The organism is Rubripirellula reticaptiva, assembly GCF_007860175.1.
GTDB classification, from domain to species: domain Bacteria; phylum Planctomycetota; class Planctomycetia; order Pirellulales; family Pirellulaceae; genus Rubripirellula; species Rubripirellula reticaptiva.
In genome coordinates, this window is sequence record NZ_SJPX01000006.1 from 365216 (window position 1) to 379165 (window position 13950).

The window sequence follows — 13950 nt, forward strand, 5'->3', positions numbered from 1 at the left end:
TTAAGCTGCCGGTGCAAAAAGGGGCTAGCGAGTATTGAACGACGCGTTAGGTTTCCACTCGCGTTGCACCTGAACTCGCGTCGATGCAGGAAGCATTCATGTCGGAAGATAAACATCAGTCACAATCGCCGGAACCCGCCAACAGCGAGCCGCAGGAGCCTGGACAGCCAGAATCCCCGGGGTCAAAGGCGCCGCGGCGATACCGGATGGGCAAAACGGCGGCCCTTTTCGCCATCTGCCTCGGTGCATTGGTTGGGTTGGGCGCATTCACGTTTGGCTATGGCAAGGGCGCCAGCTATCTGAGCAATAATCCACAAACCTGTGTGAACTGCCACGTGATGCAGGGGCACATGGATTCCTGGCAACAAAGCAGTCACCACACCGTCGCGGTCTGCAACGACTGCCATTTGCCACACGACTTTATTGGTAAATGGGTCACTAAAGCAGACAATGGGTTCTTTCACTCGTTGGCCTTCACCGTCGGCGGGTTCAAGGACCCGATCCAGATCAAGCCACGCAACGCTCGCGTGACGCAAGGCGCCTGCGTTTCTTGTCACAAGGAATTTGTGCATCCGCTGCTGCCCGATACGGCGGGCGGCGACATGCAGTCGTGCGTGCATTGCCACAAGAGCGTGGGTCACGCCGGACGTTAACTTCGCCGGACGATTGCGTCGCGGTATTTGATATTCTCTTCAACTCTATCCAACTAACGTTTCTCGATGACTGAAAACTCAAAACGCGGTTTCGGCTGGCTTGTACTTCTGACGGGACTGGTCGCACTGGCAACGATCGGCGTGTCTGCGCTGTTGGTCAACATATTCGAACGCAAACAGGAAGCTCGCCAGCCGTTCGTGCGAGTCGTCGAGGTCAACGAGGTTAGTACCGATCCGAAACCGTGGGGGCTAAATTTCCCGCAGCAATTCGAGGACTATCAAAAGACGGTCGACGACGATTACACGGACTACGGCGGAAATCACGCTTTGCCACCTAGCAAATTGAAAGAACATCCGTGGTTGAAACGCTTATTCGCTGGCTATGCATTCAGCATCGACTACCGCGAAGCACGCGGCCACGCGCACATGTTGGCCGACCAAGAGGTCACCAAACGAGTGACCGACGTCCAACAGGCTGGTGCCTGTCTGCACTGCCACGCTTCGATTATCCCAACGTACCGACGCATCGGAATGGAATCTTTGGGACAAGATGTCACCGAAGAATCTCTCGGCGCATCGTACAACCAAGAGGCTGTGCTGGCGGGGTTCAAGGCCGTCAGCCAAAAGACTTACGAAGAAGTCCACGCCGAACTTGAAAAGACTTTCGACGGTGTCGTCAAAGCCGAAGCCGGCGATCCTCACTTGGGCAACGCTCACCCGGTTTCCTGCATCGACTGTCACGACCCCGAAACGATGTCGATTCGCGTGACTCGCCCCGGGTTCATCTTAGGAATCGCCAAACTGGCCAAGAGCGACGATCCTGTTCCACACCTGCCAAGCATTCAAAAGTGGCGTGACGATGGTTCGAAAGGCGAATACGACCCGAACGTTCACGCGACGCGTCAAGAGTTGCGGTCGTTCGTGTGCGGTCAATGTCACGTCGAGTACTACTGTGCGAACAAGATGACGCTGACGTTCCCGTGGAGCAACGGTTTAAAGATGGAGAACCTGGAGAAAGAATGGGACGAAACGGTCTTCCCTGAGGACGCCGACGGCAAGAGCCCAGGCGAGTTCTTTGACTACGTGCACAAGGAAACCGGCACGAAGGTCTACAAGGCACAGCACCCCGAATTTGAATTGTGGAGCCAAGGCATTCATGCTCGTGCAGGCGTCAGTTGCAGCGATTGCCACATGCCCTACGAAAAGGTCGGTGCGACCAAGGTCAGCAGCCACTGGGTGCGAAGCCCGATGCAGAACATCAACAAGGCGTGCCAAACGTGCCACCATGTGCCCGAACAAGAAATCAAGGCTCGCGTGGATCTGATCCAGGACCGTACGCGATCGCTGATCGACCGCGCGGCTGACGGAGTGACGGACATGTTCGATGCCATCGTCGCCATTCAAGAAGCCGGTGCAACGGAAGAACAGTTGAAGCCGATACGCGACTTGCAACGTAAAGCCATGTGGCGTTTGGATTACATCGCAAGCGAAAACAGCAAAGGCTTCCACGCCAGCCAAGAATCGGCCCGAATCCTGGCCGAGTCGGTTGACTATGCTCGCCAAGCAATCGCAGCCTGCTACAAATTGGGTTTGCCTATCAAAGCAAAGCCGGAAACCGAAGAAGTCGCTAACTGAGTCGCGCGAGCGACAATTCAGCGAACACAAGCCCGAAGCGAAAGCGAGTGAATCAACTGGTTCGCTCGCTTTGCGGGATAACTATCGTGCCCCGCCGACTACTGATCCGCAAAGTCAGGCTTCGTCGATCGCAGGATCGCCAGAATATTTGATCGCGTTGCTTCGTCCAAGTGGCTATAGCGACCAGACGCATCGTTGCCCGTCAAAGAAAGTCGCAACTGGCGATAGATCTCGGTTCGCAAAACCGGTTGCAGCGAATTGAATGCGTCGGAGTAGATCAGGTAGCTGCAGGGATATTTAAAGATCCGCGTTTTCAGGTCAAAGTCTCGCAACGAGCGACCGAAATCGTCTTTAGGACCACGCGAGACAAAGTCAGCTTCGAATACCACCGACCCTTGAACTTTGTCGGTTAGTAGCACTTCGTCACGCAGCAGCAAGTGGTCCACAACCTCGCGTGCAACCAGATGCATCTGAGCCTGCCATTCGTCGCTGTCGAACTTCAAATCCGATTGCTCGCGATCATGGATCAACTTGCGCACCGCAAAGTCAGCCTTCGTCATGACGTTGTGCATTTGCGTCTGATGTTCCAACACCATCAACGCAACAATGTCGCTGTACGGTGACAAATATCCCGACGTGTCAAAATCGTTTCGCAAGTTCATGCGATTGGCGTTGTTCTTGGTGTCTAGCGTCGTGCCACGCAAGAACGCGTTGCCCATGTGCGCCATATCGCCGTGCAAGCCGGTCACATACCAACCGCCCCATCGCTGGCTGAACGGGCTGTGATGTCCCGACACAAACGATTCCGACTGTGAACGCACACTACCGTCGTAATTCGGGTAAACGCTGCGCACGGTGTGTCCGGGAACGCCCGCCGTCATCGACGTCGAGTGGCAACCCAGGCAATCGTAGTTTGATCGTTTGACCTTTGCCTGGGACGGCCGCATATCCACCGTGTAGAAGGCGGCGCCAAGTTTGGGGTCCGTCGTTGACATTTCGATCAGCGAGCTGCCGCGGATCCAGGCGACGTAAGTGTCGTCGTTGAAGAATACTGCGCGTGGATTGCGCCCGGAGATGTGCTGAACCTGCATGCTGGTTTTCGAAAACACCAGCGTTTGCGATGACTCGGAGATTTCGAGTGCTTCGAGCAACGATTTCAGATAGCCGTGATCGGGCGAGTAAGTGAGTTTTACTTTGCCTGAGGCAATGTCGTCGATCAATCGCGTCACGCGATTGTTATCGAGCGTGTCGGAATAACTAATCGGCGGCTTGTCGATCTCAACGCTCATGTTCAACTGCGCGCTGGCTGAACGGCTAACGCCGATCGAAGCGAGTGCGATCGAAACTAACGCTGTTTTGGCACTCAACTTCATCGGTACGGTTCTTTTTCGAAGGCCTCGGGACGCGATGGTTTTAAAACGCTCGTCACTCTCAGCGACTGGCCAACGCGGCTTTACGAAAATCAGACTTTGTGTCCCGGAGAATTCCCAAGATTTCACGGCGTAGTTCCGGCGTCAAATGAGCGTACTGCGGTGACTGGTCACGTCCTTCAAGGATGTCGGTCAGCTTCGACAGGACAAGCGAGCGAACCTCGTCGGGCAGTGCGTCAAACGAAGCCGAATGGATCAAGAAGCTGCACGGATACTTGAACAAGCGAGTTTTTAGATCCAGGTCTCGTAGCGAACGGCCCTTGGAATCCTTCTTGCCTTTCGCCTGAAAATCAGCGGCAAAGGAAGTTGATCCGGACACCGCGTCCGTCAACTGAAACTCGTCGCACATCAACAAGTACTGCAAGACTCGATTGGCCGACGACTCAATTCGCCGCGTTGCACTCTCGCTGACGTGACCAACTGGACGATTGAGCAATTCGTTCATTTGGTTGGATTGATGAATCGCTTGGCGGGTTTCATAGTTCGCGGCAATCATCGCATTGTGCATCTGGGTTTGATGTTCAAGCACCATCAACGCCACGATGTCACTGTGCGGCGTTAGGTACGAATCGGTTTGAAACCGGTCGCTCAAATCTGATTCGTTGGCGCCCGATTCACGATCAAACGTGGTTTCGTCGCCGGTGCAAAGCGTATTGCCCATGTGACGCATGCTGCCGTGGTTGCCGGTCACGTACCATCCACCCCAACGGTCTTTGAAATCGCTGGTGTGATCGGTCGTGAACGTCCCGCTGCCTAGTTTGGGCCGGCCGGCGGCGTCGGAGAAAACGCTGCGGACAAGAAAGCCAGGCACGTTCTGAGTTCGTGTCGATGCGTGGCAAGAAAGACAACCACCTTTGTCGCGCACGAACTTGGGTTCGCCCTCCTGTGACTGAGACAGCGTGTAGAACGTCGCGCCTTGATGCGGGTCCGTCGACGCAAACTCAAGCACATCTCCACGCTGGCAGTAACCAACATAGACATCGTCGTTGAAGTACAACGATCGAGGGCGGCGCGGCGAGATGCGATGAAGTTGCAGGCTGGTTTTCGAAAACACTAGCGTCTGCGAACTCAGCGGAACGTCGAGCTCCTTTAGCACCGATTTCAAGTAGCCGTAGGTTTCGTCGTAGTCGAGCTTGACTTTGCCCGATTCAAGTTTTTTAGCCAGGATCGCACACGGATCGTGAACTTCGGCGTTGAGGTAGTCGATCGGCGGGCGTTCGTAGTCGCCTTGCCCAAAAGCTCGGTCCACTAGACCAAGAATGACAACAAATGTCGCTGCGAAGTGGAAAATCGCTTGACGGTTGGTTCTGGTCATCGCGTTCGGCTCGGCCCAATATTTCAAAACGAAAGCCTGCAGGAAACAGCAGTTCTGCACGCCAGTGTATAGAATAGGCGTCGACGTGTCAACAAAATTGCTCCGGCATCATCGCCAAGGCGTCAGAAGTTGACCGAATCGTGCCGTCCTGTAACCGCCGTCGGCTGGATCCGCACGCTCACGAATCTCGGCATCGAAACACGATTCCCGGGGCGGTCGAGGCGCCGGGGAATCGTGTTGGTATCGTTTTATTCGATGCTGGGGTTACTACGCTTCGTCGAGCAGATCGACTGCTGCGAAACGTTGGCCTTCTAGCATCGCAAGGCTCGCTCCGCCGCCGGTGCTGACGTGGCTGACTTGGTCGACGAAACCGAGTTGATCGACGGCTGCGGCGCTGTCACCACCGCCGATGATGCTGATCGAGTCGCCGTCGGCGATGGCTTGAGCAACGGCCTTGGTCCCTGCGTCCATGGGTGGCTTTTCGAACACACCCATTGGGCCGTTCCAAACGATTGTCTTAGCCTTCTTGATGATCTCGGCGTAGAGCTTGGCGGTTTCCGGACCGATGTCCAAACCTTCCATGCCGTCTGGAATCTCGCCAGCCGCGACGACCTTCTTGTTGCATCCGGCGATATTGCCGAAGTCATCGCCACAGTGCGTGTCGACGGGAAGATGAAGTTTGTCGCCACCCTTGGCGATCAATTCTTTGGCCAGCTCAACTTTGTCCTTTTCGACCAAGCTGTCGCCGACTTTGCCGCCTTGTGCCAGCGAGAACGTGTAGGCCATTGCGCCACCGATCAGAACGGCGTCACAGATTCCCAGCAAGTTGTTAATCACGTTGATCTTATCGCTGACTTTCGCACCGCCCAAGATCGCCACGAACGGACGACCTGGGTTGCTGATGGCGTCGGTCAGATACTGGATCTCGCGAGCAACCAAGTGACCGACGACACGCGGCTTGCCAGCCATCGCTTCGGGAACGGCGACCATTGATGCGTCGCTGCGGTGGCAAGTGCCAAACGCGTCGTTGCAGTAGATGTCGGCCATCGCGGCAAGCTTGCCAGCGAACTCGGCACAGCCCTTCTTTTCACCGCTGTTGAAACGTAAGTTTTCCAGCACCACGACTCCGCCATCGGTCAGAGCGCCAACCTTAGCGGCGGCATCGTCGCCAACCGTATCGGATGCCATCGCGACAGGCTTGCCCAACATTTCGCCGAGCGCCTTGGCGGCTGGTGCCAAGCTGTACTTGGCCTCGAAGCCCTTGCCTTCGGGACGTCCCAGGTGGCTCATCAAAATCAGTTGGCCGCCACGGTCAACAACACTTTTGATGCTCGGCAACGCCATTCGAACGCGGCGATCGTCAGAAATGTTCTGGTTTTCATCAAGCGGGACATTGAAGTCGACTCGCATCAGGACTTTCTTGCCAGCAACGTCGACTTGATCGATTGTTTTCTTTGCCATCTTGTCTTCAGGGTGTGAGAGATAGTTGAGGGATATTCGCTGAACGATTGAATGTCGGCTTAGCCCGCGATTATCGGGAAAGCGGGTGAGGTGTCGAGTACGCCAGTTGGGCGAGAATGACCGATCGCGACGTTTTCCTCAACTCGGTCCCGCCCTGCAGCCGAATAACCCTCACAGGCCTTTCGTCCGGCATTCCGTCGGCGAACGGTGCGCAACCATCTGTCTCGGATGCCTGAGTTTCCCAAAGAGACGTAGGAATCACGAGAAAACGACCGATTGGTGGATCGGTCCGTGTTGGTTGCCAGCGAGACTCGGGGGGGAGACATCGGTGGCCGAAAGATCGAAAATCACGATCGGACGCGGACGGACATGCTGCGCGATGGCGTTGTTGGTCGTTGTCGCGGCGATGCCATCGGTAACTCGGGGCGACGGAGGCCTGTTGGGTCAGTCCCATTCGGAAAAAGAAGGTGACTCGAGCCGAGCGCAGAAAGAAGCAGCGATCAACTCGTTGCCAATGCAGCGACTCACACGCGAAGCCCAAGCTCGCATTCTGTCGATTGCGGGCAAGCCAACAATCTATCGCCGGCTGCCGACTCAGATGATTGATTGCGATCGCGACATGTTTTTGTTCCTCAGCCGCAACCCCGAAGTCCTAGTGGCGATGTGGGACCTGATGGGAATCACCAACGTCCAGATCAGTCGGACGGGTCCGTATCAAATGGAAGCCGTCGACGGCAGCGGCACGACCTGCCAAGTCGATCTGGTCTACGGCGATCCAAACATGCACGTGTTCGTGGCTTCGGGCAGCTACGATGGACCGCTGGTGGCCAAACCGATCAACGGTAACGGCGTTTTCATCTTGACCAGTCGCTATGCCGAATCGTCAGGCGGCCGCACCACGGTGACGGGATCGATCGACTGTTTTTTGCAATTGGAAAGCCTAGGCGCGGACCTGATCGCCAGGACACTCAGCGGCTTGATCGGACGATCGGCCGACAACAACTTTACCGAAACAGCGAAGTTCATCGCTCAGGTTTCGCAGGCATCTGAAAAGAACCCGCAAGCCATGCTGGACGTGGCTTCACGATTGCCACAAGTAACCGAGCCTGTGCGTGGCGAGTTTGTGACGCGGATCATGAGCGTCGCTCGCACCGGCGTCGAGCGAGACGAACGAGTCGCGCAAAAGCCCTAGCGTTCCTTCTGTCGTGCGACGCCGCCCTTCAGGAACTTCTGCATCGCTGCCGGCATTTTGGATTCGACCATCAACGGCTTTCCCGTGGTTGGGTGATCGAAACCGAGCGTCGCGGCGTGCAGTGCGATGCGTTTGCGAACCCATCTGGCGTGCATCGACTTCTCGATCTCGTAGCGAGGGTCACCAAGCACCGGGTGACCAGCGTCAGCGAACTGGACACGAATTTGGTTTCGTTTGCCAGTTTCCAAACGCACTTCGACCTGAGTCGTGTCGTCCATCCGTTTGACGACTTTGTAGTGAGTCACCGCACGTTCAGACCTCGTCGACGGGGCGGTAATGAAGACGTCCAGGTTATTTCCGGTTGCCAAATACGCGTCGAACGTGCCTTCGTCATCGGCAAGTACACCAGCGACGATCGCGGAATAAACCCGCGTTGGTTTCCGCTGCTTGAATTGATCGATCAGCGATTGGGCGGCAGTTTCGACCTTGCCCATCACCAGCAAACCGCTGACCTCGCGGTCCAGACGGTGAATCACGTGGGCCGGACGAGGTCGTTTTGAGTGCGACAGGTAAAGCGACACTCGGTCGACCAGTGTGTTCTTTTCAAAATGGTCCGTCGGGACCGTCAATGTTCCAGCGGCTTTGTCGACCACGATGATGTCGTCGTCTTCATAAGCGACCGTGAACGTGCGATCGTCCCAGCGGATTCTCTTTTTTTCGCGATATCGCTGGTTGGCATCGAATTTCAGCACGACCTCGTCGCCTTCGAACACTTCTTCGGCCACGTCATCGCACAGGTCTCCATTGATACTGACACAACCGTGGTCAATCATTCCCCTAGCCTGGCTGTGTGAAGTCTCGGAAACGGCCCGAACGAGCGCGTCGATTCGCCCTGTTTGTTCGGGTAGGACAGAAATCGAGACAGTGGTCAGCGGCATTCGAGTGGGCTCGGCGAAAAAAACGACTTCAGAGGCAGCGAATTCGCCATTCTAGCGACTGTCCTGCCGCGGTCAGCAAGGTTCTTCGAGAATCCGAATCACCCAGTAGCGGAATTGAACCCTTAAGACGTGGTCAGTGGACATTGCGAGCAAAAGCGGCGTTGGGTGGGCTGTGATTGACCATCCCAAGGCCCTTGCCACACGCTATGATGGCGTTGAATCGTCGATCAAATCGGCTGGTTAGTTTCCTAGTCGTCCGCAAGGGAGATTGGCGACGTGAAGCGTCGCTGCGACAGCAATTGCCAATGGTTGCCCATTCGGCACTGCTTCGCTCACTTGCGTGTGAGGTTTTTCCGTTAACGTTTCGCCAATCGTTTCTGTGATGTTGCTTTGCCAAGTTCTGTTGACTTGTCTCGCTGTAAATCCAGCACGTCGATTGCGCGGTGGTAGGGTTCAAATGTCAGTTCTTTTCGGTGCATCGGATGCGTCGTCACCGGGGCTGACTCAAGAAAATCCCACCTGCGAATTCCGTCCCACGTCAACTCAGTTGATTCACCCTTTTAAGTGGTTCATCTGATGGCAAAAAAACGTCGGACGGTTCGAAAATCCGGAGAAGCCCGCAACATGCTAATGCGCCAACCGTGCCCTTCCTTACAGTTTGCATACTCGCCACCTTTTGGTGCGACGATCCAGGACACCGGCGTTCAGTTTTCGGTGTTCAGTCGCTCGGCCACGGCCATGCGATTGTTGCTCTACAACAACGTCAATGATCGCGAGCCAGCCGAAGTCATCGATTTTGATCGCAACACCGATCGCTGGGGTGATGTCTGGAGCCTGCATGTGCCCAACCTTGCCGAAGGCCAACTGTACCATTTTCAAGCCAGCGGCCCTTGGGCACCCGAAATTGGACATCGCTTCGATTCAACCGCTCGCCTGATCGACCCTTACGCTCAAGCACTTGCTGGTGAATACCAAAAGTGCGCCGACGGTGTCGTTCGCCCGCCGAAGTGTGTCGTCGTCGACGGCGCATTCGACTGGGAAGGGGATCGGCATCTTCGCCGCGATGTCAGCGAGTCGGTAATTTATGAAATGCACGTCAAGGGATTCACCAAGAGCAAGACGGCCAAGGTGAAGTGCCCTGGAACGTATCTCGGTGTGATCGAAAAAATCCCGTACTTGAAAGACCTCGGCGTAACGGCTGTCGAACTGATGCCGGTCAACGAGTTCCCGATCAAGGACAGTCACGGCAACAAAATGGATCGCGCCAATTACTGGGGCTACGATCCGATGGCGTTCTTCTCGCCACACCGAGGGTACGCACACGACAAGACGCCTGGTGCGCAAGTTCGCGAGTTCAAAGAGATGGTCAAAGCCCTGCACAAGGCGGGGATCGAAGTCATCTTGGATGTGGTTTTCAACCACACCTGCGAAGGCAACGAGAAAGGCCCAACGCTATCGTTCAAGGGACTTGAAAACCAAGTCTATTACATCCTTTCCGAAGGCCAACACTACTGCAACTACAGCGGTTGCGGCAACACGCTTAACGGCAACCATCCGGTCGTTCGTGAGATGATTTTCCATTGCCTACGCCACTGGGTCCACAACTATCACATCGACGGTTTCCGTTTCGACTTGGCAAGCATTCTGTCTCGTGACACCAAGGGGAACCTGATCCCAAATCCGCCGATGGTTGACTTGATCGCCGAAGATCCGTTGTTGGCCGATACCAAGATCATTGCCGAAGCATGGGACGCCGCAGGTGCCTACCAAGTCGGCTCGTTCGGTGGTGCACGATGGGCCGAATGGAACGGACGGTATCGTGACGACGCACGTGGTTTTTGGCGTGGCGACGGTGGCACTCTTGGTGCATTGGCGACACGTTTGGCCGGCAGCAGTGATTTGTACGAACATGACAATCGTCCGCCGCACTGCAGCATCAACCTGATCACGACTCACGACGGTTTCACCATGAATGACCTTGTCTCGTACAAGGAAAAGCACAACATGGCGAACGGCGAAGACAACCGTGACGGCGACAACCACAACATCAGCGACAACTACGGTGTCGAAGGTCCGACACGCAAGAAAGCGATCACGGTCACTCGCGACCGACAAATTCGCAACATGCTTGGCACTCTGTTGCTAAGCCAAGGCGTGCCGATGCTGGTCAGTGGCGACGAAATTCGTCGCACACAAAAGGGCAATAACAACGCGTATTGCCAAGACAACGACATCAGCTGGTTTGACTGGAAGTTGGTCGACAAGAATAAAGATTTGTTCCGGTTCGTCAAATCGCTGATCGCGTTCCGATTGAAGCAACCGACCGTTCGTCGCAAGACTTACTTGACCGGACAGCCGGTTGACGGACGCTTGATCCCAGACGTGTCGTGGTTCTCGCCAGCCGGCGTTGGTCTCGAATGGAACCAGCAAGAACTTGCGATGATGGCTTACATTGCGGCCCCCAGTCGCGTGGATGACCCCGAAGGCTTGGGACGCGACCTCGTGATGATGTTCAACAGCACCGGACAGGACCGAACATTCAACATGCCGGAAATCGGCCGTGGAATGAAGTGGAATCTGTTCGTTGACACGGCTGCCGAGTCGCCCGCGGATATCTATCCGGATGCCGACGGCCCGATGCCATCGATTGGGCACGCGATCGAAATGCCATGCCACTCACTCAAAGTGATGGTCAGTGCTGAATAGACTCGAAGGCTAGACTCGAGACATAGAATCGCTCAGTCGCGATCGCGGCCAACCGTCGGATATCCCATTTGGTAACCCACGATTTGGCCGCATTTCACTTCACAGGTAGACGGTTTGGATCAAATCAAGGGACGGCTTTGACGCAAAACCTGCGTCTTTGCCGTGCTTTGCAGGACTTCGAGCCGTCTTTGTATTTGTCTGTTGCCAAACAGACGAAACCTGTAACCTGACGACTCCACTTCCCCCGCCCTTGTCAGTTTCGGGGTCAGTGGCGAACATTAAGGCACGGCAGATCGCCTGCGATCAGAGCTGCTCCGCGAAATGCAACATTTTTTCTCTTATTCGACAGACACCGAATGAATTTCCCAACGGCTCATGACCCCCGAGCACCCCAGCTCGCCGCCAGTTCTTATCAGGGTTACCAACGGCAGCGTCAACTGACGCTTGGTGACTTGCTCATGGAGAACCGGATCGTGTTTCTCCAAGGTGAGATCCATACCGGCAATGCCAACGAAATTGTGATGAAGCTTCTGTACTTGCAGAGTGAAAATCGCCGCAAAGACGTTCACTTCTACATCAACAGCCCCGGCGGATCGGTCACCGCGACGCTCGCGATCTATGACACCATGCAAATGATGTCATGCAACATCGCGACGTACTGTGTGGGCGAAGCCTGCAGTGGTGCGGCTGTGTTGTTGGTTGGCGGTACCAAAGGCAAACGCTTTTGCTTGCCTAACAGCCGAGTGATGATGCACCAGCCGATGGGTGGTGTTGGTGGCCAGGTCAGCGACATTGAAATCCAAGCCGCTGAAATGTTTCGCTATCGTGATGTGCTGAATGAAATCATCAGCAAGCACAGTGGAAAGTCCGTCGATCAAATCGCCAAAGACACCGATCGCGACTTTTTCTTGAGCGCTCAGGAATCCAAAGACTACGGCCTCGTCGATGACATTCTGGTCAAGCCACCAGGTTCAGACGAAGAAGAAGACAAGTAGCAAATGACGCGTCCGCAAGCTCCTTCGGATCGGCGGGCACTTCAGCGATTTCATTCACCGTACAAACAGTCACCGTACACATAAATCAAAGCAATAGTATGCCAGTCATTCCCTACGTCGTCGAAAAGAGTGGTCGAGAAGAGCGTGTCTACGACATTTACAGCAGGTTGCTGAAAGACCGCATCATTTTCATGGGTCAACAAGTCAACGACGAGATTTCGAACGCTCTCGTCGCGCAAATGTTGTTCTTGCAGTCGGACGACCCTAAGGCCGACATTCACTTGTACATCAACAGTCCCGGTGGATCGATTACCGCCGGCATGGCGATCTACGACACGATGCAATTCGTTTCGTGCGACGTCGCAACGTACTGCATCGGCCAAGCTGCTTCGATGGGTGCGGTGCTATTGACCGCTGGTGCCAAAGGCAAGCGATTCGCATTGCCGAACGCACGTATCATGATCCACCAACCGCTTGCCGGCATGCAGGGAACCGCACGTGAAGTCGAAATTCACGTCGGCGAGCTCCGCCGCATCAAGCAACGAATGAACGAAATCATGATCGATCACACGGGCCATTCGCTCGAAAAAATCGAGGCGGATACCGATCGTGACCGCTTCATGTCAGCCGTTGAAGCATGCGAGTACGGTTTGATCGACAAGGTCGTGTCAAAGAGCGACGAGAAGTAGTTGAAAATAGTTAACAGGCGACAGGTTTCAGGCAACAGCGTTAAGCAATTGCCCTGTCACCTGTCACCCTGTTTGCTGAAACCTTCTCCCGCCCCCTTCGTCTAGCTGGCTCAGGACGCCGTGCCTTTCCGCTCGGAAACGCTCGTTCAAATCGGGCAGGGGGTATTTCGCACTCGTTCGCGTGACGAGCGGGCAATTTGCCCACGGTGTCGTACCGTTTTGACGAATCTAGGTAACTAGTACCGCAGCCACGACAACTGCTGCGGTTTCGATTCGGTAAATCCGCGATCCCAGATCAACGCCGAGAAAACCGTGTCGGGTGGCGATCTCAATTTCCTCGTCGGTCCATCCGCCCTCGGGACCAATCGCAGTGGTTAGAACCGGCGCGTTTCGAAACGAATCCAGCGAAGCGGTAGATTGCGTCGGATGAGCAATCAGCCGTGGACCTTCGATCGTTGATTCGAAATAATCGATTGCGGAAACCGTATCATGGATTTCCATCAACTGGTTTCGCCCACTCTGTTTGCACGCTTCGACTGAAGCTCGGCGAAGTTTTTCTAAGAACGTATCCTTCGGCGGTCGCTGGGAACGTTTCCCTAAGATTGGCGTCAACGAGGCGACGCCCAATTCAGTCAATCGCTCGACCAACTCCTTTGCACGATCCGGTTTCGGCAGCGCGATCGCCATATGAACTTTACAGGCTGGTTCGCGATTGATCGCCGACGCTACTTCGGCCTGACATTGGCATTTGTTGCGTCCGAGCGAGATCACCGTCGCCTCGGCTTCGTACCCGCATCCGTCGAATAGCGTCATCGGATCATCGACACGAATTCGCATTACGCGGATGGCATGCTGAGCCTCTTCCGACGGCAACGGAACGAGTCCACCATTTCGTGGCAAATCAGGAACAAAATATCGTCGCGTCATCGGTGGCGT

Annotated in this window: 12 protein-coding genes and 1 tRNA gene; 7 read left to right on the top strand and 6 right to left on the bottom strand. The window is 55.2% G+C overall.

All coding sequences use genetic code 11. The features are described 5' to 3' along the window. The first annotated feature begins 83 nt into the window (after positions 1–83). Both nrfH and Poly59_RS27015 read left to right on the top strand, forming a co-directional pair. Positions 84–653, top strand: a complete 570-nt coding sequence (gene nrfH / locus Poly59_RS27010; protein WP_246151964.1) for a cytochrome c nitrite reductase small subunit — start codon at positions 84–86, stop codon at positions 651–653. A 66-nt stretch (positions 654–719) separates the two neighbouring features. Next, the gene (locus tag Poly59_RS27015; RefSeq protein ID WP_146537211.1) at positions 720–2288 is read left to right on the top strand and encodes an ammonia-forming cytochrome c nitrite reductase subunit c552; all 1569 of its coding nucleotides are present in this window, start codon (positions 720–722) and stop codon (positions 2286–2288) included. Positions 2289–2386: 98 nt separating this feature from the next. On the opposite strand, the gene Poly59_RS27020 is transcribed toward Poly59_RS27015, so the two are convergent. From Poly59_RS27020 to Poly59_RS27030, 3 genes are all read right to left on the bottom strand, one after another. Further along, positions 2387–3661: a hypothetical protein gene (locus Poly59_RS27020; RefSeq protein WP_246151965.1), complete on the bottom strand. Its 1275-nt coding sequence runs from the start codon at positions 3659–3661 to the stop codon at positions 2387–2389. A gap of 58 nt (positions 3662–3719) precedes the next feature. Next, positions 3720–5033 (bottom strand): hypothetical protein, encoded by a 1314-nt coding sequence (locus Poly59_RS27025; protein WP_246151966.1) that lies wholly within the window; start codon positions 5031–5033, stop codon positions 3720–3722. Between the two features lie 267 nt (positions 5034–5300). After that, positions 5301–6494 carry a phosphoglycerate kinase gene (locus tag Poly59_RS27030; RefSeq protein ID WP_146537212.1) on the bottom strand — a complete coding sequence of 398 codons (1194 nt, stop codon included), beginning with the start codon at positions 6492–6494 and terminating at the stop codon, positions 5301–5303. Between the two features lie 328 nt (positions 6495–6822). Here Poly59_RS27030 and Poly59_RS27035 point away from each other — a divergent pair, with 328 nt between their 5' ends. Further along, a complete protein-coding gene (locus Poly59_RS27035) occupies positions 6823–7686 on the top strand; it encodes a hypothetical protein (protein ID WP_146537213.1) in 864 nt (287 codons plus the stop codon). Here the strand turns inward: Poly59_RS27035 and Poly59_RS27040 are convergent. Further along, positions 7683–8624 carry an RluA family pseudouridine synthase gene (locus Poly59_RS27040; protein ID WP_146537214.1) on the bottom strand — a complete coding sequence of 314 codons (942 nt, stop codon included), beginning with the start codon at positions 8622–8624 and terminating at the stop codon, positions 7683–7685. The two genes, Poly59_RS27035 and Poly59_RS27040, sit on opposite strands and share 4 nt — an antisense overlap. A gap of 356 nt (positions 8625–8980) precedes the next feature. Further along, positions 8981–9103, bottom strand: a complete 123-nt coding sequence (locus tag Poly59_RS30485) for a hypothetical protein (RefSeq protein WP_261343564.1) — start codon at positions 9101–9103, stop codon at positions 8981–8983. Between the two features lie 145 nt (positions 9104–9248). Between Poly59_RS30485 and glgX the strand changes: the two genes are divergently transcribed. The 4 genes from glgX (at position 9249) to Poly59_RS29830 (ending at position 13179) form a co-directional block, all read left to right on the top strand. Continuing rightward, complete coding sequence (gene glgX, locus Poly59_RS27045) at positions 9249–11330, top strand: glycogen debranching protein GlgX (protein ID WP_186776550.1); 2082 nt, start codon at positions 9249–9251, stop codon at positions 11328–11330. A 356-nt stretch (positions 11331–11686) separates the two neighbouring features. Further along, complete coding sequence (locus tag Poly59_RS27050; RefSeq protein ID WP_146537216.1) at positions 11687–12325, top strand: ClpP family protease; 639 nt, start codon at positions 11687–11689, stop codon at positions 12323–12325. Positions 12326–12405: 80 nt separating this feature from the next. Continuing rightward, positions 12406–13014, top strand: a complete 609-nt coding sequence (gene clpP / locus Poly59_RS27055) for an ATP-dependent Clp endopeptidase proteolytic subunit ClpP (RefSeq protein ID WP_261343573.1) — start codon at positions 12406–12408, stop codon at positions 13012–13014. A gap of 90 nt (positions 13015–13104) precedes the next feature. Further along, positions 13105–13179, top strand: a tRNA-OTHER gene (locus tag Poly59_RS29830). 63 nt (positions 13180–13242) lie between these two features. On the opposite strand, the gene Poly59_RS27060 is transcribed toward Poly59_RS29830, so the two are convergent. Next, positions 13243–13941 carry an RsmE family RNA methyltransferase gene (locus Poly59_RS27060; RefSeq protein WP_146537218.1) on the bottom strand — a complete coding sequence of 233 codons (699 nt, stop codon included), beginning with the start codon at positions 13939–13941 and terminating at the stop codon, positions 13243–13245. Between the last annotated feature and the right edge of the window lie 9 nt (positions 13942–13950).